Source organism: Nostoc sp. (assembly GCF_036917355.1).
In the GTDB taxonomy this organism is placed as follows: domain Bacteria; phylum Cyanobacteriota; class Cyanobacteriia; order Cyanobacteriales; family Nostocaceae; genus Nostoc.
Window position 1 is genome coordinate 57,357 of sequence record NZ_JBALDP010000045.1, and the last position, 23,336, is coordinate 80,692.

Genomic DNA, 23,336 nt, shown 5'->3' on the forward strand with positions numbered 1-23,336 from the left:
AGTGAGATAGAGATAGATTTTTGATAGAGGGAAGGTAATAGAAAAATATTTTATCGTTGTGTGAGCAGAGGAAGCATTGGAGACATCGGTAGCAGAAGAAGAATCTGATATAGGAATCCGGTTTGATTACTGAAATCACTTGGCTTAGTAGGCAATAGGCAATAGGCAAGAGGATTTCAGAAGATTAAAGTGTACCGAATTTTTTCAAAAATCAAATATGATTCCTAGTAATTGTATTCCTGATATTGTTTCAGTAGTTCAAATGTCAACTCAAACACAATACCTTAGTAGGGAAGTTTTAATTGAGAATTATTTCTAAATCTTGGCAAATATTATTTGTATTGCTAAATATTCTTTACAGAGATTTCTAAACATTTAGCGCGTGGTTCAATAGTTGATAAAATCCAGAAAATTTCTTTAGAAAAATCGTAATTTTAAACTTGATTGCGATAATACATTTAGGTAACTCAAACCTGTTTATCCTAAACTATTAAAGTTACCCGTACTAAACATGAGTAGAGTCAATGACTGCTTCATCACCAGAAAATTCAATCAGCTCATCAAGTACTCATACTTTAGATATAGCTAGGCAAGAGTATCAATATAACTACGTCCATATTCCATCTATTGCGATGCTGGATCGGCTTTCTCTTGCGGAAGAGTTCGCTACTAACTGGTATTTTTTATTAGCCCAGCAGTTACGAATTGTGTTTATTAATACCTTGATTGTCAACAGAGGCAATCAAGGTTCTAAATCGATTCGTGATGATGTCGAAAGGTTTATTTTAGAAGCTTTTCTCAAGGGAGCAGTACCAGTAAAAATCAGTATTCTGGCAAGAATCTTACAAATTATCCCTCAGTTTTTGCTCAAAAGCATATCTAAAGATGTTAGAGAACTCGACGATCTTTTTTATTCTATTTTGAAAGAAAACGGACTTGTGATTCTTAGAGATGCCCTAAATAGGATAATTAACCTTCTATACGAAGGACAGCCGACAGGACATGCAACCAGTCTCAAGGACTACGAAAATTTGTTTCCAGTGATTGGTGTACCAGCGATCGCCAAAACTTACCAAGAAGATGAAGTATTTGCCTACATGCGAGTGGCTGGCTACAATCCCGTCACGATCGCGCGAGTAACGACTCCAGGCGATCGCTTCCCAGTCACAGACGAACATTACCAAGGCGTGATGGGGACTGACGATTCATTAGCAGCAGCCGGACTTGAAGGCAGACTCTACTTAGCTGACTATAAAATTTTAGATGGTGCGGTCAACGGTACATTCCCACACGAGCAAAAATATCTCTATGCTCCCTTAGCACTGTTTGCCTTACCCAAAGGCTCAGACCCCACCCGTTTATTGCGTCCGATAGCCATTCAATGCGGTCAAACCCCAGGCCCAGATTATCCAATTGTTACCCCTAACTCCGGTAAATACTCTTGGCTTTTTGCCAAAACAATAGTCCAAATAGCAGATGCCAACTACCACGAAGCTGTTACTCACCTAGCAAGAACTCACTTGTTAATTGGTGTTTTTGCGATCGCCACTGCAAGACAACTACCACTTACCCATCCCCTAAGAATTCTACTACACCCGCATTTTGACAGCACTTTAGCAATTAACGATGCCGCTCAACGGATTCTCATAGCTCCAGGTGGTGGTGTCGATAGATTACTCTCATCATCAATCGATAACTCTCGCGTTTTAGCAGTGCTAGCCTTGCAAAGTTATGGTTTTAATAGCGCCATCTTACCTAAGCAATTCCAACAGCGCGGTGTAGACGATCCCAACCTCTTGCCTATTTATCCTTACCGGGATGATGCGCTATTAGTCTGGAATGCAATCCATCAATGGGTTTGGGACTACCTGAACCTTTACTACACCACGGATGAAGACATTCAAAAAGACAAAGCATTGCAAGCGTGGGCAGCCGAAATCCCAGCTTACGATGGTGGTCGCATCCCCGATTTTGGCGAAGATGGGGGCATCAAAACGCGCAATTACTTAATTGATGCCACTACGCTGATTATTTTCACTGCCAGCGCCCAACACGCTGCCGTTAACTTTCCGCAAAAAGATTTTATGGGCTACGCCGCAGCCATACCATTGGCAGGTTATTTACCAGCATCAACTCTCAAAAGAGAAGTTACTGAGCAAGACTACCTTAATTTGCTCCCCCCTTTAGATCAGGCGCAACGGCAATACAACCTACTCAGCTTATTGGGATCTGTGTACTATAACAAGTTGGGTGATTATCAGCAAGGATACTTTACAGACCAAAAAGTAAAACCATTGCTACAAGCATTCCAAAGTAATCTTCAGCAGGTAGAAGATACCATCAAGCAACGTAATTTACACCGTCCACCCTATGAGTATCTACTTCCTTCTAAAATTCCTCAGAGCATCAATATCTGAATTAGAGACAAATGACCAATGACAAATGACAAATGACAAATGACCAATGACAAATGACAAATGACTCAAAATAAATACTATGACACTTAAAGATAAAGTCCTCAAAGGTCACAATCGCCAGCTTTGGCTTGCACCTATACTAGCTAAAGTAGGTTACGATACTGCGATCGGCAAGTTTCTTCGCTTGATTTTTTATTACATGGATGCGTCAATCATGCTCAACGCATGGCGGGACTTTCTCTACATCCGTAAGGATAATATTGGAGACAAGTATTTTGCAGTAGATCAAGCAATTATGCATTCCTCTCACTCGCAGGTGAGAGAATTAATGCAAACCCAACCACAACTGCGAGGAAATGATTTAGGCATCATCAGAATATTAGCTCCTAGCTACCTCCTGGATAATCCTCTGAGCTTGGGAACAAACGGTAACGAACACACAGGACTACGTACTGTAATCTTACAAGCCTTACCAGAACCGTCAGGGCAGATAGACTTTTTAGGGGATTTAGTTGAGCAAGGGTTGTTAGAAGCTGCTAAACAAGGCAAATTACACATCGGCAACGATTTGCCAAAAATTATGCTGTCGAGTTTGCACCAACTAGTTTTTCAAATATCTTTATCTGAGGAAGAAATCACAGCATCCGATAGTTACATTAAAGGTTTGGCTCTTGCATCCTTGCCTAATTTTATCAGCAAGTATCTGCTGGCAATATTAACAGCGCCAAAAATTCGGCATCGTCAATATTTAACTAAGCGATATAAACAATCAGCTAAATGGGCATCTTACTTTGAAACAGGCGCTAAGTATCAGTTGAACGAACACCAAATTGCTAATACCCTTTTCGATATGATTCATATCGCCGGAACAGCCGGCACGAGTGCGCTTTTAGGATCTGTGATTGGTGTTCTTTGCTTAGATAATACTCTCAGAAATGATGTAGTATCAGAAGTGAATGCAGTCTGGAATGGCAAGAAAACTTTAGACTCAGACGCTCTAGAAAAATTAACACTTCTCAATCAAGTGATTTTAGAAACGGCTCGTCTCTATCCACCTGTGCGATTTGTTAGCCAACTCACCACTGAAGCGGGTGAAGTCGAGATTGGAAAACAAAAATGTCCATTCCAAAAAGGTACTCGCTTGCTTGGCTCTATTCTTACAGCTAATCGAGATGTCAATAGATACCAAAATCCAGATGATTTTGACCTCACACGAAATTTTTCAGATATCTTATCTTGGAACGGCGAAGGGCATGAACGAGCCTGTCCTGGTACATCCTTATCAATTGGCTTTATCAAAATTTTCTGTTTACATCTGTTTCACAACTATCAATGGGACTCAATTACAGAAGTCAAATGGGATTTTGAAAAAGTGACTGCCGTTACTCCTAATAATTTAGTACTACAAGGTTTTGCTCAACGACTGTGAGTAAGGGACTTCCAGTCGGGGCGCACAGATTTCATTAGTGTCAACTTAAGCTGAAAGCCTTTTCAAATCTCGTTGCTGCTCCTGGCGGCAGAGCCGCCAGCAAGGGAGGCGGAGCCTCTAGAACGGCATTCCCAGTCGGAGCAGGGGAACGAGACAACGAGACAATATCTAAAAGCTTTTTCTAGGCTGGCTTTCACCTTAAGTTGACACCAATGCACATCTGTGAAACTCTACTTCTCATGTTGATTTTACTCTTTTTCTAGCGCCAGATTACTCATCTTCTCTCTTATTCGGTTCTTTACAAATTTAGGTATTCTTTTAGCCGAAAGGAAGTAATTACAAATTATATGGCTGAATTAATTGAAAAAAAGCAACTTAATAATATTGCAACCTGGATGATTCCAATCAAAGAAACAAACTTACCATCTGTACTTAAAGGTGTGTTTTTTATGGATGGCAATCCACTGCCAGATACTTGCATTACTATGTACAATTTAGAATGGGATATAGAGAATAGAAATTTGCTTTTACCGATATTTGCCCCGTTACAGTGGACTTTTCATGACTCGATTGCTGGCTGGATATTACTACGTTCAATTCAATGGTTTAAAGTAAGTTACAAAATTCAGTTTGAAGATGAAACTTTGCAACAAGCTCAAATCACACCTGTTTTTCTAGGAATATCAGTTCCAAAATCGATTGTTAGTTTCACAATGTCCCAAGACAACAATTCTCTCAATGGAGATATTTGGCACAGAAAGAACGTTTGGTTCGGCGGACTTTCTCGGGCTGGTGAGTATACTCTCCGTAGGGTTGTTGATAAAGATGGTTGTTATACTCCTGCTTTTAACGATATGCTTACCAGGGTACAAAATGAATGTTTAGTAATTGGACGCCACTCAAATTGATCCGGCTCAGGCTAGTCAGCTAAAGCTTAGAGCCTTATCGCCCTCCATCGCTAACTTTAAAGAGAACCTATAAAGTAGTTAGCTATTATACGCGAATATCAAAAATTCAGTGCCTTCATAGATGAACTCTGCCATTTTGCACATACCCATCTTTTGATGTGCCTGAAGTGATGCTTTGTTGTTTGCATTGATGAACAGTATTCCTTCCCGCTTTGGTAGAAAATCTTTCAACTTAGCAAACATTTCCGCAGCAATACCTTGCCCACGCATCGTTTCATCAACACAAATGGGGCCATATAAGTAAGCATCTTTTGTACCAGAATAGGTTTGTAACATCACCTTTATAATTGGTAGATTAGCAGTTGTCTTTGACCAACTGAGTAAGAATCCTACAACTTGACCATTTTTTCGGGCTACAACGCTCGGCATTTGAGAGATAGTCATCATCACAGCCTCTGGCTCAAGATGACCTAACAACATGCCACCATGTTCTGCGTCATTGGCTTGGGCCAACTTGACGATTGCAGTAACATCACTGAGGCTGGCACGGTCAATCACTACATCATTGAGACACATACTTAGTTAATATAAATAGGAGAAAGACTTGGAGCAAAAGAATTTTCTTTTAGAAGAATAACAGAGAATAATGCTTTGGGGAACGCATTGCAGAGGCAACTCAATGTTGTTTTCAGTAGCTTTTGATACTTCTATTTGGTTATATCACCCTTGTATCTGACAAAAAATTCAAAGAGTCAAAGTTGTACCAAAGCAGCGATCGCGTGGAACAGGCAATACACTACTACTATGCTAAAACTTCTAAAGTGCGTAGGCGTAGCCCAAGCTAGGCATCGCTGTCTTTTCTACTAGTAAGAGTGCCCTTCTCATGGGAATACTTTATATATAGTAATTCCAACAAATAGAAATCCTGTAGTATGAGCTACTGTACCAATATTGATTGCCTACGTCCACAAAATTCTGACAGTTCTCGTTTTTGCAATAGTTGTGGTCAGGAATTATTACTTAAACAGCGATATCGTCTACTCGCCATCATTGGAAGCGGTGGCTTTGGGAGAACGTTTTTAGCTATTGATGAACATCTTCCAGATCGACCCAAATGTGCGGTTAAACAACTATGTTTTCAAAGAGAAAATACTGAGATTTGGCATAAGGCAGTCAATTTATTTCATCAAGAAGCGCTTCGTCTCAATGAACTAGAACACTCTCAAATACCCAAATTACTAGCGCATTTTGAACAAAATCAAAAGTTTTATATTGTTGAGGAATTAGTAGATGGACAAACACTTGCCCAGGAATTACAAAAAAAAGGCATTTTTCAAGAACCGCAAATTTGGGAGATATTAAAAAGTTTATTGCTCACATTGCAATTTATCCATTCCCGACAAGTAATCCACCGAGATATTAAACCGGAAAATATTATGCGCCGTTCGGGTCGAGGAGACTTGGTATTAATCGATTTCGGAGTTGCTAAATTCGCCAATAATATGAAGCAACTTCGTACAGGCACCATAGTAGGTAGCCCAGAATATATCGCTCCCGAACAAATGCGAGGAAAGGCATTACCAGCCAGCGATCTTTACAGCTTGGGTGTAACATGTATTTACTTGCTTACCGATGTTTCTCCCTTTGATTTGTTCGATATAGCTAGCGATCGCTGGGTATGGCAAGAACATTTACCAGCAAACAATACGGTTAGCGCTCACCTTTGTGAAATCTTAGATAAACTTTTACAAAATGCTGTTTCGCAACGCTTCCAATCGGCAACAGAAGTTTTACAGATGCTGGAGCAACAACCAAAAAAATTGCTAAATATTTCTAATTATCGTACAGTAAATACTATTGACTATACACATTTACGTGATTTATTAGCAAAAGGAAAATGGCAATTAGCAGATAAAGAAACTTGGGAACTAATGTGTCAAGCACTGGCAAAGCCTAGAGGTAGTTATATATTTAGTAGCGATATTGAGAAACTTCCCTGTGAAGATTTGCAGACTATTGACCTTTTATGGGTGAATTACAGTCAGAAACGCTTTGGTTTTAGCGTACAGACAATTATTTACAAAAACGTGAATGGCGACTATGGATTTTTTTGTCATCAAGTTGGTTGGCATATATACAATTATAGTTATGCAAATTCAGAATTCAATTTTAGTCTCAAAGCACCAATCGGTCATTTACCCTCACGTATTTGGATTGGTGGTTCTCAACCGTGGCGCTACCCTGATGCTTTAGCTGTAAAATTAGCAGCTTGTGGTATTAGTTAGTTTTGATAATAAGATTACTAATAAACTTCTAGTTCGTAGTGAGCGGTTCATCGCTCAAAGCAACGATAATTAGGACTAAAGTCCTCTCCACGAGACGCTATGCGTAGCTTGCTTCCCCGAAGAGGTACACTACAAACTTTAATTTATTTACGTCTAGCTACTTATAATTTAACAGTGAGCTTTGTCGATCGCTCTTCATCTTTATGTCCCAGATATCGCTCCCCCAATCGTTCTATCCACACCTACCTCTCACCGCTCTTGCGCCCATGCAGGATGTGACCAACCTCTGGTTTATGAAGGTGATTGCCCACTACGGCAGCCCTGACTACTTTTTCACCGAATATTTCCGCGTCAATGATACCTCACGGCTCAATCGTAGCATTCTGGCAGCAATCACCGAAAACGACACAGGTCGCCCCGTTTTTGCACAAATGATTGGCGAAAGTATTCCAGATTTAGTCAGAACAGCAAAGGAACTCTGCAACTATAATATCGCTGGAGTTGACTTGAACATGGGCTGTCCAGCACCTAGAATCTATCGCAAAAATGTTGGGGGTGGATTGCTGCTCTTGCCGGAAAAAGTGGATCGGATTTTGGGAGAACTGCGGCAAGCAGTTAGCGATCGCCCTTTGACCGTCAAGATGCGCGTAGGCTTTGAAAATACAGATAATTTTTACAAAATTCTAGATATCATCAATCGCCACAGCATTGATTTGCTCTCTTTGCATGGTCGCACGGTAAAAGATATGTACCACGGGGCAGTGAAATATGATTTGATCGCTGAAGCAGTTAGACGAGTTCATTGTCCAGTGCTTGCTAATGGCAATATCAACTCGGCGACAACTGCTGTTGAAGTGCTTTCTCAAACGGGTGCGGCGGGTGTGATGGTGGGACGCTGGGCGATTGGGAATCCTTGGCTTTTTAATCAAATTCGGCAAGCTTTGCGAAAAGAACCGATCGCACCCGTTCCTTTAGCGGAGGTACGCAACTATATCGATCGTTTATGGCAAACCCCCACAGCAGCAACTATGCCAGAGCGATCGCGCGTCGGCTACTTAAAAATGTTCCTCAACTACATTGCCTTGAGTGTTGACACTGAAGGTGATTTTTTACGGCTGATGCGGCATACTTCTACTGAGGCAGAATTGTTTAACCTCTGCGATCGCGTTCTTCTTACCGATTTGACAAAAACTTTAGCCCTAGCGCCTTCCTTAAGCGTGTAATATCGTGTCTGGCTAAAGACTTATCATTTGACGTAGGGGGCACACTTTTCTACGAGAGGCTGCGCCAACGACTGCGCTCAGTGAGCAGGGGGAAAGAAGGCTTTTGCAATTTTTGCACAGATGCGGTAATCATAAGTGATTAATCAAACTTGATGCAATACGGTTCGGCTAAAATAAAGCGATCGGCGTTGCTAAATCAAAATATGAATTAGCGCCAAACAATCTGATCTTTAGCTGCTCTAAGGAGACGAATATATAACTTCATTAATTTATCGCAGTCTGGTCTGGTATCTTTTATCGCTTCATAGATACTTGGCCATCTGCGTCTGAATACTGCTGCTCAGGATAAATCTGCCAGACAGTAGGCATTACGGGTCAACAGTATTGCATCTGTCAGTTCAAATATTGTACTATAACGTTTTCTTAGCGGTTAGGCAAGGAAATTCTCAATGGCAAAGGAGAAAAAATTTTGGAGAATCTACGATGAGTCTGCCCGATGCTTCAGAGATTGATCGCACAATGCCAACTTCAGCATGGCGCTTCGATGAAGATGTTGCTGAGGTGTTCGATAATATGTTGCACAGATCAATTCCACAGTATGGGGAGATGAGGAACTGTTGTGTCCAGTTGGCTCGGAATTACCGGAAGCCTGAAACGGCGGTAGTCGATCTCGGATGTTCAATAGGTGGTTCCTTGAGAGACCTGATCGATGATACTTTCGATTGTCGTTATGTGGCCGTGGATAACAGCGCGCCAATGATAGATAAGATCAGAGAGTTTTTCAGAAATCATCCCAATGCTCATCGTCTTACCATTGAACAAATGGATATTAGAAACAGCTACCCAAGCTGTGAAACAAGTGTTACTCTTTTGATTCTTACCCTGCAATTTGTTCCTATCGAAGACAGAGTGAAGATTCTACGACAGGTCTACGATCATACGATTCCAGGGGGGGTTGTGCTGCTCGTTGAAAAGGTGTTAGGAAGCTCTTCAGGGTTAGATTCTACGATGATAAAAAACTATCATGATTTTAAGCATTCGCGTGGATACTCCTGGGAGGCTATTGAAGCCAAGCAGAAGAGTTTAGAAAATGTGCTAGTCCCGCAGACTGCCGAATGGAATATCGAGCAGTTGAGGTTCACTGGGTTTAGTGAAATTGACTGTTTTTGGCGATGGATGAACTTTGCTGGTTGGATTGCGGTAAAATGAATCAGAAAATCGAAAAAGAATCGCCCATAGAGGGGTTGACGAGAGTCGAATATTCTAAGCTACTTTCTCAAATTCGGAACAATGACCATGCTCATGCAGGAGGCAATGTTCACATCGATCGCCTTGTAGATGAAATTCCAGGCGAACATTCTCGATTGCTAGATATAGGGTGCGGGCTTGGAGGAACTATGCAACACCTCCATCAAGTAGGCTGGCAAGAACTAGTTGGAATCGATCTCAACAACGCCTCTATTGAGGTTGCTCGTGAAAGATTTCCAAATGGGAAGTTCTATACGCTAGACGCAATGAACATTAACTCAGCAGAGTTGGGTTGGTTTTCTCATTTTGTGTCAATAAATACTTTTATTCATATATCTGACAAGCAGCAACTCCTCACAAAGATAGGGCAAACTGCTAATTTTAATGCTCGTATTTTCATTTCTGATTTTCGCGATCTAGGCGGATATAAATTGTCTCCCATATCTGTTGCAGGTTCCGATCCGTTTTCTTTTCCGTTTGAAAACGACGATGCTATAGCCAGAATGTTTGATGGAACAGGCTGGCAGATTGACGTGCTGGAGGATGTCTCTGCCGAATATTGTCGCTGGTATAAAGAGTTTGCAAATCAGATTTTTGATGCCATATCGGACATTATCAAACAAATTGGAGATATTGGCTATGCCCAACTCAGCAATGAGTATTTACAATATATCGATCTGTTTGAGCGCGGTTCTCTCGGCGCAGTATTCATCCGAGCAATATGGAAGGGCTGATCCTAACTTCTGGATGAACATTTTCTCAAAGCCGAGATTTCTTGACAAAATAGTTAATTAGACAAAGTTTTCCGTCTACTAATTCGACCCTACTTTCAACGCCTACTCAAGATAGGACTCATCATCTGCTAGCTTTTCTGAATCATTACTTTGTTTTGCCAGGTATATACCAGCTAAAACCAAGAAAAATGCCACCCAATTGAGAGGAGTCAATTTCTGTGCAAAAATTGCCCAGGCAAATAAAGCTGTTAACAAGGGTTCAAGGAGCATAAAAAGAGTCACAAAACCTGAAGAAAATTGCTTAAGATTATGAATGAGCAATCCCTGTCCTATAATTTGACACAGAACCCCTAGACAAATAACGGCGAGCCAAGTCTGCCAAGAAGTGGGAAATAATTGCCTCTCAGTAGTTAATGTAAGTAAGAAAGTAAAGCATCCACAGAATAAGCAATACCATACTAGTATAGTGGTCGCTGAAAATTTGGAACGAAGGTGTTCTCGAACCAGATAGTTGAGAGCATAGAAAACAGCAGATAAGAGAGCCAAGCAATCACCAACAAGCGAATCAGCCGCTTCTTGAAAATCTCCAAAACTAATGGTAGCTGCTCCAATTATTGCTAACCCCATTCCTAACAAAAACCTATAATCAAAGCTTTGACGAAAAAATAGCCATCCACATAATGTTGCAAAGATAGGGGTTAGATTATGGAGCAAATTAGAATTGGCAACACTGGTTTGAGTCAATGACCAAGCCCAGAAAACACTAGCAGTGGTTCCTAAAATTGCTGACAAAAGCAAAATCGACCAATCTTTTAACTTAATGACCTCATTAGGTTTAGACGGATCGCCAATTCCATATTGAATTCCCTCCCATATAAATAAAACAATAGTAGCTATGTAAAAGCGATTAAAACTAGTTGCTGCTGGACCAAGCTCATTTTCGCTAAGTCGAGTGAAAATTGCTGCAAATGATAAAATAAAAGCCCCTAACAATAATGAAAAAAAAGCAGGTGAGAATGAATTGTCTTTAGTACTGTTCAGTGACAGATCGTGTTGATTAAGCATACTATATTATAAGTGTTTTACTTCTAGTAAAATGTTATACTCACTATAAAACGCCATTGGGTAGAAATGTGTTTTATTGCCTATTGACTTCCACTCAGTATAAAACTTAATTGAGCAAAAGGAGGGACTAAGTTCAGGGTAAATGCATCTAATTTCAGTAGACAGACTTCTGAGAAACTCTTTGCTGCACACTTACAGACTAGAAACACTAAAGTCCGCTCTTATTATCTAGTCTCGTCAATATTTAGATGCGTTTGCCCTGGTTTTTACAGCAATGTCATCAATAACACCAAAATAAAAATATCCCCGACTTATTTAAAAAGTCGGGGATCTTAAGCTCTCAATTGTTGGAAATCAATTAGAATTACCGAAGCTATTTAATCGCACATAATATCACTCAAATTGCACAAGCGATCGCCCCGATACTACAATAAAACCCACAGAATCAAGCCTCAGAAGTGGCTGGCGAATTCCCTCTAGAATGGCTGCATTTAAAGCAGTTTCTATCTTCAATTCTTCAGCTAATGCATTATCCCAACTTTGCTGGTTTAAACGTAGGCGTAATTGTTCTACTCTATTGGCTAATTTCTTTTCGGCGACTTTAGCACAATTTTGACATAAGTCAATAAAATCGGGGCGATTGGCAAGTAATTCTGAAGAAGCGTTACGCATTTCATAGCAAAAATTTTGCCATTTACTAGGGTCAACAAAATCGTCAATAATTCCTAAGCGCTCTTTTGCTAGATTGTAATCTCGTCCTTGATTATTGTTTTTGTCTTTATATGGACGTTGCAGAATACTTAAAAGCGCTTTATCCTCAACAACTCGGATTGGCTGCTTGCGACCATCAACATAGATAGTTTCTATAATTGGCGGAAATAGAGCATCAACGCGGCGCTGCAAGTTTTTGAATTGAGAATTATCTAGTTTGTTATCTAGTAAAACTTGTTTGGCAGTTCTTAAATTTGCCTCCACTACATAATTGCACTGGAAACCGAACCACTCTTTCCCTTCTTTCGCGTCCCAAGATGCATCAGTGCGCCACAGAGCAAAGGCTTCACCTCGGTCATCCCAATTGATATAGTTCGAGAGTGCTTCGACAAATCCTTCCCCAACTCGAAAGAGTTTAACACCAGCATTTTGGTTTGCTACTCTGCGATTATAAGTACCAAATTGGTCTAGGGAACTCTCAGCAAAACGGTTTTGTAAATCATTTATCGGCACCAATGTCCGCGTTGTTGGTTGATAACGTCGCATCTCTGATGAATCAGGGTTATTCAGTCCTCTGAATCCCAGCGCGTCACAAATCCAGCCTTCAATTGCTCGTTTCATTTCTAGATGACGAGCATCGTAATTATCTAGCTCTTGAAAATACTCGGTAGCAATTTCATCGTTTGCATCAATTTCATCTAGAGCATTTTGTTCGCTAATTTTGGCTATTTCCGCTTCAATTTGCGCTTGAATTGGTGAAACCATCTCTAACAATCCAGTCGCACCTGATTGAAACAAAACTGTTTCTAATTCGGCGAGTTTCTCATCCACATAAAACTGGAGACTGGCAATTGATTGTTGGAAAATACCAAACCCATCTTTTAATACTTTATACCAAGCATTGTGAGGGCTATCTTCCAAGTAGGGGCCAATCAAGGCACTAGATTGGATGCCAATTTTGCTGCCAATGCGGTCAAGTCTGCCAATTCTTTGCTCTAATTGATTAGGCGACCAAGGCAGGTCAAAATGAATTAACCAATCGGCAAACTGGAGGTTACGTCCTTCTTCTCCAGAGCGATCGCATACTAAAATAAAGCAGTTGGGGTTATTTTTGAACCGATTTAAGCCTTCTTCAACTTTGTCTGGTGATTCTCCAAATTGATGGCTAGCTATTGTCTCTGCACCAAAGGTATCAGATAAATACCGGACAATTTCGCCACAAGTTTGCACAAAACTGGTAAATACAACGAATTTGGGCAGAATGTCGCCAGTAATTGGTCTCTTAATTCTCTGCTGTATCCTGGTGATGAATTCCTTTTGATTCTTCCGAACGTTTGCGGGAATTTTGAAATAAGTACCTAGCTGATTCAGCAGCACTGTTTTCAAATTTTCCGTCCGTTGTCCGTCCTCTTGAGGTTGACGAATAATTTTTAGTAAGGATTGGAGAATCTCTTCTTCCCCTGAGAATTTGGGGGTTGTAGTTAATAGGCGAATATCATCTTCTTTAAACTCGTGGATCAGTTTAGCATGAGGTTTCGCAGTTAAACGCGCCGTAATTACCTGCTCTAAAATGCCTAACCAAGTACCAGCAGCGAGAAATAACAGCAGAAAAACTCGCTGATATTGCTTTTCAGCAGGCGCAACACTCCGCCATTGATTGAGGAGTTCGTGGATATCAAGCGATCGCTCGTCTAAATCATACTCTTCTTTCGGCGTAAAGTTGCGGTCAAATATCACGTCTTCCACCGCAGCGCGACGGTTGCGAAGCATTCGCCGATGTAGTCGATAGATATCGCTGACATGGACACGAATCGCTTGGACGATTTGCTCTTGCTCGGTAGAATTTGCTTGTAAATTTTCCAAATCATCCGCCAGCTTCAGTAAATACCGATCCTCAGCCAAGAGGTTGCGCAATTGCTGCAAGTTGCTTTTAAGAACCTCTGGCTCTGCACCTTCTTTAAAAGAAAGCAGAAGTTTACCAATTTGCTGACGGCTTTCAACTTTGGTGCGGAAACCTGCTAGATCGCCAATTTTATAGGTTGTCGGGTCGAGTAAGTGCAACATCGCCAGAAAATCCTGCTCGTGATTGAGAACCGGAGTGGCAGATAATAAAAGTAAGCGATCGCTTTTATGAGCAAGTTCTTTGCAAGTCTGAAAACGCTGGCGCACTGTTGCATCCTTAGAGGTTGCCATTGCGGCGATGTGATGAGCTTCATCTAAAATTAAGCAGCCTATCCTTGCTTTCAGGTTGATTTTGTGAATATCTTCAACCGCCAGCACCGCTACCCGTTTGCCAAAATGGGAGATGTAAAACTTGTTTTCTAACTCAGTCCGCCATTGTTTGAGCAAATATTGCGGAACTATCACCACCGCACCTTTTTTCGGCTCGTCAAGAAGAAATTGACGCAGAATCGCACCCGCTTCGATGGTTTTTCCCAGTCCCACCTCATCTGCTAGCAAGTAGCGTTGAATTGGGTCTTCCAGTACCCGCCTGACTACTTCAACTTGGTGAGGATAAAGATTAATATTTGCCGAAATCAGTCCCGTCATCCCGCGACTCACCGCGCGTTGCTGAGTCAAGGATTTCACGAAAGCCAATCTTTTGTCGTGGAAATAGGGCGTTTCGTGACCCTTCATCGCCAGAGTTTGGATGGGGTCTGTATTTGGTAGATTACACCGAACGTAAATATCTTCAACAGAAGCGATCGCAGTTTTCTTATCTGGTAAATCAATTTGATACATTTCTGTATCATCATCCCAGATAAAAACTCTGCCCACTATCCATTTATTCTGAGTTTGGGACTTAATATAGCATCGAGCTTGGGGTTCCAGCTTGACTTCAGAGAGCGAACTTAAAGGTAAAGTTTTTTGGAGACGTTGGCCTATAGAGCAGAAATACTCAACGTTTGCATTGGCATCAGATATTTCCGTAACTTTTCCGATACCCAAAGAGTTATTCTGGGACTGTACCAATAAACCAAGCTTAATCATAGATCCAGTCCCCTGAACACACTAAAAGAACCTTCCAGACTAGTTTTTAGCCCATATCTGGCAGTTTTGTCGATCAACATTATAGATAATAACTGGTATTACAGTTTTTGTTAGAGCGATATCTAAGACGGGCTATGACGCTCTCTACGAGACGCACTCGCGTTCGCTATCGGCGTCGCTCCATCACAGCCAATTAATAAAATTAGCAATTTTCAGGTAAATACACCACACAGTAGAGGTACAGCATTGTTGTGCTTTTACAACATATACAGTTCAATTAAATGAAAACTGCTGTAAAGTTACATTTCTCAGCAAATTTTTGCCTAAAAGCGTGACTTTGTTAAATGTTTGCCAACACAATGCTATTGCAGGGTATTGCAAATTAAATTTGCTACGAATTAATCAAATACTGTACTTAGCTGATTATGTGGTGTAACAAATTTACGCTTTGGCTTGAGAAGGCCACGATACAATTAAGATTGTGTACATTTATTTACTATGAAGAAAATTAGAGACAATACAATTAAGTTAAATCAATTTTTAAAGTTGATGGGTATAGTGCCAACAGGAGGCCAAGCCAAGCTGATGATTCAAGGTGGTGATGTCCAAGTAAACGGGATGCTGGAAACTCGACGAGGACGGCGACTAGTACCGGGTGATAAAGTGACAATCCAAGGACAGACTTTAGAAGTGAATTTAAACAACAATGAAGACCCAGATGTAATGATAGATTTAGCCGAGCAAACCGAGTAAAGAAAGTTTATCCCAAAGTTACAAGTTTCTCTTTTGCCTTGTGAGTAATGCTGCAAATTTCCAATAATGTTATTATCCCACAGACTGAGATTGAAATTACCGCGATTCGCTCGCAAGGAGCAGGAGGTCAAAATGTAAATAAGGTTTCTACCGCGATCCACTTGCGCTTCGATATTGCGGCTTCATCATTACCCAATTATTATAAACAACAGCTTTTAAAGCTCAACGATCGACGCATTAACCAAGAAGGAGTAGTTGTAATAAAAGCCCAAGAACACCGAAGCCAAGAGAACAATCGTGAGTCAGCCTTGAAACGACTTCAAGAACTCATTCAAAGCGCAGTTGTCGTAACAATCAAACGCAAACCCACTAAACCAACTCGCAGTTCTCAAAGAAAACGCCTTGACCACAAAAGTAAGCGCGCACAGATTAAATCTAACAGAGGACAGGTGACAGATTGTTAATTCATCGATTATTTGTAGAGAACATACATATTATTCAATATGAAAAAAGATGAATAAGACATTACTAAAGATTTTGATGTTTGCACTTTTAATCTTGTTTATCATCTCTCCCTTTGCGGTCCTTGCGGGTTTAATGCTTGTAGTGTTAGTTGCGGCGTTTTTCTTTTTACTAGGGGACGTGTTTCAAGCAATTATTGGTCGCAACACCGACCCGAAAAAGTCATAAAACCAAAATTCCAAATGAAGATAGGGATTTCCCGCCGTTAAGCAACCAACTAGCGCTGTATTGGATTCAACACAGAAGCGCTATATACAGCATTCGTTTTTTAAGTAAATGACGTACACAGATAGGGGCACAAGATTGTTGTGTCCTTATACCATTTCTTTGTGAGGCTGCGCCAAACTCTTTTAACTTCTTTCTTTACTTTCTTTGTGTCCTTTGCGTCCTTCTCCCAAGGGGAGACGCTAACGCGAATGTGGTTCGTTTTTCTTTTTTCTTTCTTCTACTTAAAGATGGTTTAGCGCATCTTCATACAGAATTGGTATTACAATAATGTGTACCTCACCTTGGCATAACCTCTGTCTGCGACACGCTGCGCGAACGTAGACAAGTTGCAATCTGCTGTATATGTATCTATTTGAATGAAAAAAATCTCTTGTGTTTGGCATAATAATATTTGAAAAACTCGCTATTTTATAAATAAAAACACCTAAAATTCATGTATCTAAGGAGTAATAATTATATTTGCTGAAGATAAACACACTGAGGGCTAGTAAAGCTAAACTAAAGAAAAAGAAAAATTAAAAATTATTAGTCACAATATAATAAGTGTTAGGGAAATGAATTGTTGATAACTTTCATCACAGCCTAAATACTTTTTTGTAGTCAACTTCAAGCAGAATATATAGATGCGGATAATTGGACATATCAACAACAAAAGGTACCACCCATGAGTTCCCGCGCACTGCTGTTAGTAAATCGTCATGCTCGCCAAGGGCAAAAGGGTCTGTCGGAAGCGATTCAAAGTCTGAAAACACTTGGCCTTGATTTAATTGAGGAGTCTACAGAAGATCCCAAACATCTTGCTGAAGTTATACTTCGCTATAAGCATCAAGTTGACTTGGTAATTATTGGCGGAGGAGATGGTACTCTAAACGCTGCCGTAGATGCTTTAATTGAAACTCAGTTACCTTTGGGAATCTTGCCTCTGGGAACTGCCAACGATCTAGCGAGAACTTTGGGAATCCCAAATTCCCTCAACGAAGCTTGCAAAATTATTGCAGATGGACATTTACAGCGCATCGACTTGGGTTGTGTGAATGGCAAGCACTTTTTTAACGTTGCCAGTATGGGATTGAGTGTAAAAATTACCCAACGACTTACCAAAGAAGTCAAGCGCCGTTGGGGAGTATTTGCTTATGCTGCCACTGCATTGCAAGTGATTTTGGAAGCCAGACCTTTTACAGCAGAAATTGCGATCAACGGTGAATTGGTTCGCGTCAAAACAGTGCAAATTGCAGTCGGTAACGGCCGCTATTACGGTGGTGGTATGGCAGTGGCTGACGATGCCACAATAGACGATCAAAGGCTAGACCTTTATAGCTTGGAGATTGAACACTGGTGGCAGGTTATATTACTACTACCTTCAATGCGACAAGGGCGACACATACATTGGCAGAGTGTACGCTCCCATCAAGGTCAAGAAATAGAGATACATACTCGCAAACCTCGTCCTATCAATACAGATGGTGAAATTACTACCTACACACCTGCTCATTTTCGGGTTATACCTAAAGCTATAGCTGTTTTTGTACCTCCAGAAAGCAAGAGTTAGGAGTCATTCAATTTTAGATTTTAGATTTTCCTTCAATCCAAAATCTAAAATTGGCAGATTTTAGAAGTTATTCTCCCTCATCTCGCTTTACTACAAAGTGGGAACTCGCATCAACTCACGCCAAATGCATCTGAGATTTTCTCAAGATATAAAATCCCTGTTGCAACGCCTAGCTGAACAACCTCTGACTCTAGGCGATATTCTGACAGAAACCTCAGAACGGGGCTTCAGTCTGGTAATTACATTATTAGTTTTGCCTTTTTTGCTTCCTATGCCACCGGGATTAACTGGCCCCTTTGGTGGTGCTTGTTTACTATTGTCAGTGCAAATGCTTTTAGGAAGGCGATCGCCTTGGCTACCGAAAAGAATCGCTAACTACAAATTCCCTCGTTCCTTTGCCCAGTTACTTTTGCAAAATTTGGGACGGCTTACCAAAGTTTTCCATAAAATCGCCCGTCCCCGATTAGCAAAAATAGCCCATCATCCTTTAATTTGGCGAATTAATGGGTTTTGTATCTCTTTATTAACAGTATTACTAATATTACCAATCCCGTTTACAAATCCTATCCCGACTATCGGTATTTTACTTTTGACTGTTGCCACTATTGAATCTGACGGTTTATTAATTTGCATCAGCTACGGCATTACTGCCCTAATTACTTTACTGTTTGGATTTATTGGTTATGCAGTGTGGTTAGCTCCCAGTTTGTTGCCATCGATATTGAAATAATAAAAGCCTCCAGCTTTTGGCTGAGGGCTGTAAATTCTTAGGGTGCATCTACCATTTATTAATCCGCTTTATTTATTGCCATATCCGGGCAAATTATACTTTTGAACAAATTTATTTTCTTGCAGAATAAAATCAGCAATAAAAAAGCCTCCAGCTTTTGGCTGAGGGCTGTAAATTTTTAGGGTGCATCTACCATTTATTAATCCACTTTATTTATTGCCATATCCGGGCAAATTAGACTTTTAAACCAATACGCTTGGGTTAGCGTCAAAAACCATAAACTGCGTAGGTTCCGTTGAATCAAATGAAACCCAACAAATCACTGAAAATGTTGGGTTTCGTTCCTCAAACGCCACTTGCTTCTCCCTTGGCGCTAGCCTCTCCCTTTGGGAGAAGGGGAGACGCTGCGCGAACAAGTCGGGAAACCCGCCCAACGCAGTGGCTCCCCAACCTACAATTCTTCTTAATTGAACCGTATTGATTTTTAAACAAGTTTATTTTATTCCCAAATAAAAAAGTATCAGCAATAAAAAAGCCTTCAACTAAAAGCTGAAGGCTGTAATTTGATTAAGGTGCATCTACCATTTATTAATCCGCTTTATTTATTGCCATATCCGGGAAAATTATACTTTTAAGCAAATTTATTTTATTGCAGAATAAAAAAGTATCAAAAATAAAAAAAAGCCCTCAACTAAAAGCTGAAGGCTGTGATTTAATTAAGGTGCATCTACTATTTATATATCCGCTTTAGTTGTTGCTGCATCAGGAAGAATTGAAAAAAATGCATGGCTGTGGAATTGATTTCGTTAGCTACAACGGTAGTACTAGTTTCAACGAGGATCGCCTACGGTATTTAACTAGGTAATCATTGACCAACTTCACATTAATTTTACAATTATCCCCATTTTCCTCTGAATACACAAAGTTTCTGTTAATATCTCTGATTCGATATCCGCAATAGTACGAATTTAGTTTATTAGTTGGGTATATGACTATGAAAGTTAGATACACCCAACTTGATGAAGCGATCGCAATTTCTATTAGCCCTTGCTAGTCTTAGTATTGTCGGGGGGAGCTTTTTTCTGAGAACAACTTTTAGCAATACTAGCGAGCCTAAAATCATAACTGATACATCACGCTACAAAGAAATTCGTAATCAACTACGGTCTGAAAATGACCAAGTAAAACATTTTCCTAATGAGATTCCCCCTGATGCTAAAGACGTTCGTATTGCTTACTCTCCCAAAGTTTTGCAAGGAAGTAGTTTTTTTCAAATTAGGTTAAAAGAGCCACCAAAGAAGATAGAAAAATTACTTTCACAATATAGAAATAGTGCCAAGCACAAATATATAGGTGGTGACACAAACGACCACATAAACCAACCTAACGGAGTGCCGACAACTTTCTTCTATACTAGTGATTCTTCTACAGAATCTTTTCCAGCTACTTATGAAATATTGGTATTAAATACAAATGACAAAGGTAGACCTGGCTTTAAGTGGAATCATGGAGATAGCTATGGTGTCGCTATTAATAGTTCCACTTCAGAAATTATCTATTGGTCTGAAAAATGGTAATTAGCAATTCAAAATGAATTTGCATCACCATGATAAAAATCATTATTTGTGACATCGGATTTAATAAACTTCTTACATCAATCAAAAACCCTCATACTAAATCCCTCTCCCAAAATCGGGAAAAGGGGTTGAGGGATGTAGCAATATACCGCAGGCAAATTTTGCATTTGTGCAAGAGTCTAATAAAAAATATCTAGATGAAGAAGATTTAAGAATCTCCCATGTCGGTATATTTGAAGAATTAATATAGTTTCCAAAAGTCAAGTTTTAGGTAAGGAAAAGTTTTGAGTGGAGTAAACCTTCACTCATATTTCATAGTACTAAGTGCTGCTTTTACCCTTTTGGATATATCACTTTGGGTAGTTAAAACTTATAGTCAACATAGCTAAGATTTATAAGTGCCTAAAAATTATCTGAATATGTAGAATGCCAACTGCTTTAATTACTGGTGCTTCTAGTGGTATTGGTAAAGCCTTTGCTCAAGAACTAGCTGCACGTAAGACAAATCTTGTACTCGTTGCTCGTTCTGAAGAAAAACTAAACCAATTAGCTAAACGACTACAAGAACAACACAACATTCAAGTAGACGTTATAGTAAAAGACCTCACAGAACCTAATGCAGCTACTAGTGTATTTGAGACCACAAAAGCAAAGGGATTAACTATTGACTTATTAATCAACAATGCTGGTTTTGGCTGCTATGGCGACTTTGCTGAAGGGGATGGAGAAAAACAAGTCAAAATCGTACAATTAAATATTTTAGCGTTGGTAGATTTAACTCATAAGTTTTTACCTTTGATGCGGCAACGTCGTTCTGGAAGTATTATTAACGTATCCTCTATTACCGCATTTCAACCAATACCATATCTTTCTGTTTATGCTGCTAGTAAAGCTTTTATTCTCAGCTTTAGTGAAGCATTATGGGCAGAAAATTATCAGTATGGTGTCCGTATTTTAGTCACTTGTCCAGGGCCAATAGAAACAAACTTTTTTGCAGAAGCTAATTTTCCTCCAGCGCTGGCAGGCAGTACAGATAAAGTCTATTCTTCCGAAAAAGTGGTTTGGGAATCTTTAGAGGCTTTAGAAAAAGGCTATCCAACTGTTATTAGCTCTGATAGTACTACTCAAATTAGAAGCAAATTATCTCGGCTTGTACCGCGCAAACTTCTACTGAATATGTTAGCAAAACGCTTTAAAACCTAAGTATTAAGTATATATTTAGGAGTTAGGAGTTAGGAGTTAAATAAACTGATGTATTTAAAACTCCTCACTCCTAACTTTTTACTTTTAACTTATTACATATATCTTGTTAATTGAACTCGATAACGCTCTTTTTTTGTAACGGCGATTTCGCCAACTTCTAAACGCCCTTTAGAACGAATGGCAATTAAGTCGCCTGATTTGACTTGAGAACTAGCTTGGGTAACTTCCTTCCAATTGACGCGGACATCACCAGCATCAATGAAATCAACCATTTTGCTGCGGGACATACCAAAACCAGCAGATGCGATCGCATCTAATCTTAAAGAAGCCTCCACAGTAGTTAATTCTTTTTTCTTGGGTTCCCGAACCTTTAATTCAGTTAGCTCAATCTGCTGAGTTTTCACAGGAACCGATCGCACCTGTTTGAGGCTCATTGACAAAAATTCCACCAACTCTGGTGCAACAATCGCCTGCGCCCCACGTTCTCCCAAGACAATCACATCTCCCGTCTTTTCACGAACAATTCCTGTCCCTAACATTGCGCCTAAAAAGTCGCGGTGAGAGGCGGTATCAAACAGGAAATTACCAGCAATTTCTACAGCTACAAGGCTGACTTGAGATTGTTCTAACGGAAGTTCCGAACGAGCGATCGCTATTCTTTGGCGTTCAGCTTGCGGATATCCACCCCACGCGACTAATTGCACTTCTGTTAATCGGTTAAATACCCGTTGAATTTCTGCCAATTCTGGGGGAGATAGAAAATCTGTCAAAACTACTTCCCAAGTTTTGATCGCTTGCTCCGCTTGATCGATTGCACGAGCGACACTATCTCGATTTTCAACACTTTTTAAAAGTTCTTCTCGTGGCAACATTCTTAAAAATTATGAGTTATGAATTGAGAATTAATCTGCTATTACTATCCTGATTCTAGCTTTAATTCCCATTTCTACAGTTCCTGTCCAGATTGGGTTAGCCTTTATACTTGAGATTTTTTGGCGATCGCAGCGGCTTACGCTATCTCCAAAGAATAGGAAAGTAACTCAAGCCGCTGTGTCGCGATGTGTAAACTATGATTTATTCAATACACAGTATTTGTGTCGGCGTAACCTTGGATATTTTCTGGATCGAACTGACGTAATATTTTGGTTGCTTGGCGAGTAAGAGTTTCAGAACCTTCAACGGCTACTAAATATTTACCTGCATCTAAGCGGTTGCGATAAGGTAAAGCATCACCACCACCGATGAGTAAACCGACTCCGCCACCAACAACCACACCACCCATCGCACCACTAGCAGCACCCAGCAGTCCGCCAACAATGTGATTGCCAACTTCACCCGCCCAGGCAAAAGTATCTAAACCAGTAATCAGGCTGAATGTAAAACCTGCAAAAAAGCCAAATGGTATCAGCCAGGTTGCCATCTGTTTTGCTTGCTTTTTAGCTTGATCTTGGGGGTCAATTAAGCCAAACTCGTCAGCCGTTTTATACCCCCTCCCCAAAATAGTGCTGTTAATACCTTCTTTTTCTAAAGCTAAGTAAGCAGCTTCGGCTTGAATGCGGTCTGGTAATACGGCAACAAGGTAATTCATTGATTTTACAATTTGTCTAATAGAAGTTTTGCCTTAATTAACAGCGTATCAGTCCTGGTGGATTGAACCTCGCATGACTAGAAGTCACAGACCTGAATTACTCTAAGACTTACATCAGAAGTTAGCAGGCTCACATCTTACACCAAAGCACTAGTAGTCTGCCAACCCAAAATTG

At 40.2% G+C, this 23,336-nt stretch carries 20 protein-coding genes; 15 read left to right on the top strand and 5 right to left on the bottom strand.

Annotated elements, in window-relative coordinates:
* Positions 1-524: 524 nt before the first annotated feature.
* From V7K53_RS12975 to V7K53_RS12985, 3 genes are all read left to right on the top strand, one after another.
* Complete coding sequence (locus tag V7K53_RS12975) at positions 525-2,417, top strand: lipoxygenase family protein (protein ID WP_335197900.1); 1,893 nt, start codon at positions 525-527, stop codon at positions 2,415-2,417.
* A 79-nt stretch (positions 2,418-2,496) separates the two neighbouring features.
* Positions 2,497-3,846: a cytochrome P450 gene (locus V7K53_RS12980; RefSeq protein ID WP_335197901.1), complete on the top strand. Its 1,350-nt coding sequence runs from the start codon at positions 2,497-2,499 to the stop codon at positions 3,844-3,846.
* 347 nt (positions 3,847-4,193) lie between these two features.
* Positions 4,194-4,754 carry a hypothetical protein gene (locus V7K53_RS12985; RefSeq protein WP_335197902.1) on the top strand — a complete coding sequence of 187 codons (561 nt, stop codon included), beginning with the start codon at positions 4,194-4,196 and terminating at the stop codon, positions 4,752-4,754.
* 78 nt (positions 4,755-4,832) lie between these two features.
* On the opposite strand, the gene V7K53_RS12990 is transcribed toward V7K53_RS12985, so the two are convergent.
* Positions 4,833-5,330 (bottom strand): GNAT family N-acetyltransferase, encoded by a 498-nt coding sequence (locus tag V7K53_RS12990; protein ID WP_335197903.1) that lies wholly within the window; start codon positions 5,328-5,330, stop codon positions 4,833-4,835.
* Between the two features lie 356 nt (positions 5,331-5,686).
* Between V7K53_RS12990 and V7K53_RS12995 the strand changes: the two genes are divergently transcribed.
* From V7K53_RS12995 to V7K53_RS13010, 4 genes are all read left to right on the top strand, one after another.
* Positions 5,687-7,039, top strand: coding sequence for a serine/threonine-protein kinase (locus V7K53_RS12995; protein WP_335197904.1), 1,353 nt, complete (start codon positions 5,687-5,689; stop codon positions 7,037-7,039).
* A 203-nt stretch (positions 7,040-7,242) separates the two neighbouring features.
* The gene (locus V7K53_RS13000; protein WP_335197905.1) at positions 7,243-8,262 is read left to right on the top strand and encodes a tRNA-dihydrouridine synthase family protein; all 1,020 of its coding nucleotides are present in this window, start codon (positions 7,243-7,245) and stop codon (positions 8,260-8,262) included.
* Between the two features lie 483 nt (positions 8,263-8,745).
* Positions 8,746-9,471 (top strand): methyltransferase domain-containing protein, encoded by a 726-nt coding sequence (locus tag V7K53_RS13005; protein WP_335188220.1) that lies wholly within the window; start codon positions 8,746-8,748, stop codon positions 9,469-9,471.
* Entirely contained in the window at positions 9,468-10,244 is a 777-nt protein-coding gene (locus tag V7K53_RS13010) for a class I SAM-dependent methyltransferase (RefSeq protein WP_335197906.1), read from the top strand. The genes V7K53_RS13005 and V7K53_RS13010 overlap by 4 nt, the downstream gene beginning before the upstream one ends.
* Before the next feature lie 102 nt (positions 10,245-10,346).
* Here V7K53_RS13010 and V7K53_RS13015 read toward each other — a convergent pair whose 3' ends face one another.
* On the bottom strand, positions 10,347-11,309 hold the full coding sequence (locus V7K53_RS13015; protein WP_335197907.1) for a DMT family transporter: 963 nt from the start codon (positions 11,307-11,309) through the stop codon (positions 10,347-10,349).
* Positions 11,310-11,702: 393 nt separating this feature from the next.
* Positions 11,703-15,011: a protein DpdE gene (gene dpdE, locus V7K53_RS13020; RefSeq protein ID WP_335197908.1), complete on the bottom strand. Its 3,309-nt coding sequence runs from the start codon at positions 15,009-15,011 to the stop codon at positions 11,703-11,705.
* A gap of 498 nt (positions 15,012-15,509) precedes the next feature.
* On the opposite strand from dpdE, the gene V7K53_RS13025 reads away from it, so the two are divergent.
* The 8 genes from V7K53_RS13025 (at position 15,510) to V7K53_RS13060 (ending at position 21,573) form a co-directional block, all read left to right on the top strand.
* On the top strand, positions 15,510-15,764 hold the full coding sequence (locus tag V7K53_RS13025; protein ID WP_289797304.1) for an RNA-binding S4 domain-containing protein: 255 nt from the start codon (positions 15,510-15,512) through the stop codon (positions 15,762-15,764).
* Positions 15,765-15,811: 47 nt separating this feature from the next.
* Entirely contained in the window at positions 15,812-16,228 is a 417-nt protein-coding gene (gene arfB / locus V7K53_RS13030; protein ID WP_335177773.1) for an alternative ribosome rescue aminoacyl-tRNA hydrolase ArfB, read from the top strand.
* A gap of 49 nt (positions 16,229-16,277) precedes the next feature.
* A complete protein-coding gene (locus V7K53_RS13035) occupies positions 16,278-16,454 on the top strand; it encodes a hypothetical protein (RefSeq protein ID WP_335197909.1) in 177 nt (58 codons plus the stop codon).
* A gap of 724 nt (positions 16,455-17,178) precedes the next feature.
* The gene (locus tag V7K53_RS13040) at positions 17,179-18,063 is read left to right on the top strand and encodes a lipid kinase (protein WP_335197910.1); all 885 of its coding nucleotides are present in this window, start codon (positions 17,179-17,181) and stop codon (positions 18,061-18,063) included.
* A 124-nt stretch (positions 18,064-18,187) separates the two neighbouring features.
* Entirely contained in the window at positions 18,188-18,793 is a 606-nt protein-coding gene (locus V7K53_RS13045; RefSeq protein WP_335197994.1) for an exopolysaccharide biosynthesis protein, read from the top strand.
* Positions 18,794-19,097: 304 nt separating this feature from the next.
* Positions 19,098-19,274 (top strand): hypothetical protein, encoded by a 177-nt coding sequence (locus tag V7K53_RS13050; protein WP_335197911.1) that lies wholly within the window; start codon positions 19,098-19,100, stop codon positions 19,272-19,274.
* A gap of 538 nt (positions 19,275-19,812) precedes the next feature.
* Positions 19,813-20,370: a hypothetical protein gene (locus V7K53_RS13055; RefSeq protein ID WP_335197912.1), complete on the top strand. Its 558-nt coding sequence runs from the start codon at positions 19,813-19,815 to the stop codon at positions 20,368-20,370.
* A gap of 426 nt (positions 20,371-20,796) precedes the next feature.
* Positions 20,797-21,573, top strand: a complete 777-nt coding sequence (locus V7K53_RS13060) for an SDR family NAD(P)-dependent oxidoreductase (RefSeq protein ID WP_335197913.1) — start codon at positions 20,797-20,799, stop codon at positions 21,571-21,573.
* 92 nt (positions 21,574-21,665) lie between these two features.
* Here the strand turns inward: V7K53_RS13060 and V7K53_RS13065 are convergent, their stop codons facing one another.
* Together V7K53_RS13065 and V7K53_RS13070 are read right to left on the bottom strand one after the other, a co-directional pair.
* The gene (locus V7K53_RS13065) at positions 21,666-22,445 is read right to left on the bottom strand and encodes a photosystem II S4 domain protein (protein ID WP_335197914.1); all 780 of its coding nucleotides are present in this window, start codon (positions 22,443-22,445) and stop codon (positions 21,666-21,668) included.
* 206 nt (positions 22,446-22,651) lie between these two features.
* Positions 22,652-23,161, bottom strand: a complete 510-nt coding sequence (locus V7K53_RS13070) for a hypothetical protein (RefSeq protein WP_334719365.1) — start codon at positions 23,159-23,161, stop codon at positions 22,652-22,654.
* Between the last annotated feature and the right edge of the window lie 175 nt (positions 23,162-23,336).

Bases quoted from the DNA above. Each gene is read 5' to 3' on its own strand.
- V7K53_RS12975 (WP_335197900.1), top strand. From the start codon at position 525: ATGACTGCTTCATCACCAGAAAATTCAATCAGCTCATCAAGTACTCAT.
- V7K53_RS12980 (WP_335197901.1), top strand. From the start codon at position 2,497: ATGACACTTAAAGATAAAGTCCTCAAAGGTCACAATCGCCAGCTTTGG.
- V7K53_RS12985 (WP_335197902.1), top strand. From the start codon at position 4,194: ATGGCTGAATTAATTGAAAAAAAGCAACTTAATAATATTGCAACCTGG.
- V7K53_RS12990 (WP_335197903.1), bottom strand. From the start codon at position 5,330: ATGTGTCTCAATGATGTAGTGATTGACCGTGCCAGCCTCAGTGATGTT.
- V7K53_RS12995 (WP_335197904.1), top strand. From the start codon at position 5,687: ATGAGCTACTGTACCAATATTGATTGCCTACGTCCACAAAATTCTGAC.
- V7K53_RS13000 (WP_335197905.1), top strand. From the start codon at position 7,243: ATGTCCCAGATATCGCTCCCCCAATCGTTCTATCCACACCTACCTCTC.
- V7K53_RS13005 (WP_335188220.1), top strand. From the start codon at position 8,746: ATGAGTCTGCCCGATGCTTCAGAGATTGATCGCACAATGCCAACTTCA.
- V7K53_RS13010 (WP_335197906.1), top strand. From the start codon at position 9,468: ATGAATCAGAAAATCGAAAAAGAATCGCCCATAGAGGGGTTGACGAGA.
- V7K53_RS13015 (WP_335197907.1), bottom strand. From the start codon at position 11,309: ATGCTTAATCAACACGATCTGTCACTGAACAGTACTAAAGACAATTCA.
- dpdE (WP_335197908.1), bottom strand. From the start codon at position 15,011: ATGATTAAGCTTGGTTTATTGGTACAGTCCCAGAATAACTCTTTGGGT.
- V7K53_RS13025 (WP_289797304.1), top strand. From the start codon at position 15,510: ATGAAGAAAATTAGAGACAATACAATTAAGTTAAATCAATTTTTAAAG.
- arfB (WP_335177773.1), top strand. From the start codon at position 15,812: ATGCTGCAAATTTCCAATAATGTTATTATCCCACAGACTGAGATTGAA.
- V7K53_RS13035 (WP_335197909.1), top strand. From the start codon at position 16,278: ATGAATAAGACATTACTAAAGATTTTGATGTTTGCACTTTTAATCTTG.
- V7K53_RS13040 (WP_335197910.1), top strand. From the start codon at position 17,179: ATGAGTTCCCGCGCACTGCTGTTAGTAAATCGTCATGCTCGCCAAGGG.
- V7K53_RS13045 (WP_335197994.1), top strand. From the start codon at position 18,188: ATGCATCTGAGATTTTCTCAAGATATAAAATCCCTGTTGCAACGCCTA.
- V7K53_RS13050 (WP_335197911.1), top strand. From the start codon at position 19,098: ATGAAACCCAACAAATCACTGAAAATGTTGGGTTTCGTTCCTCAAACG.
- V7K53_RS13055 (WP_335197912.1), top strand. From the start codon at position 19,813: ATGAAGCGATCGCAATTTCTATTAGCCCTTGCTAGTCTTAGTATTGTC.
- V7K53_RS13060 (WP_335197913.1), top strand. From the start codon at position 20,797: ATGCCAACTGCTTTAATTACTGGTGCTTCTAGTGGTATTGGTAAAGCC.
- V7K53_RS13065 (WP_335197914.1), bottom strand. From the start codon at position 22,445: ATGTTGCCACGAGAAGAACTTTTAAAAAGTGTTGAAAATCGAGATAGT.
- V7K53_RS13070 (WP_334719365.1), bottom strand. From the start codon at position 23,161: ATGAATTACCTTGTTGCCGTATTACCAGACCGCATTCAAGCCGAAGCT.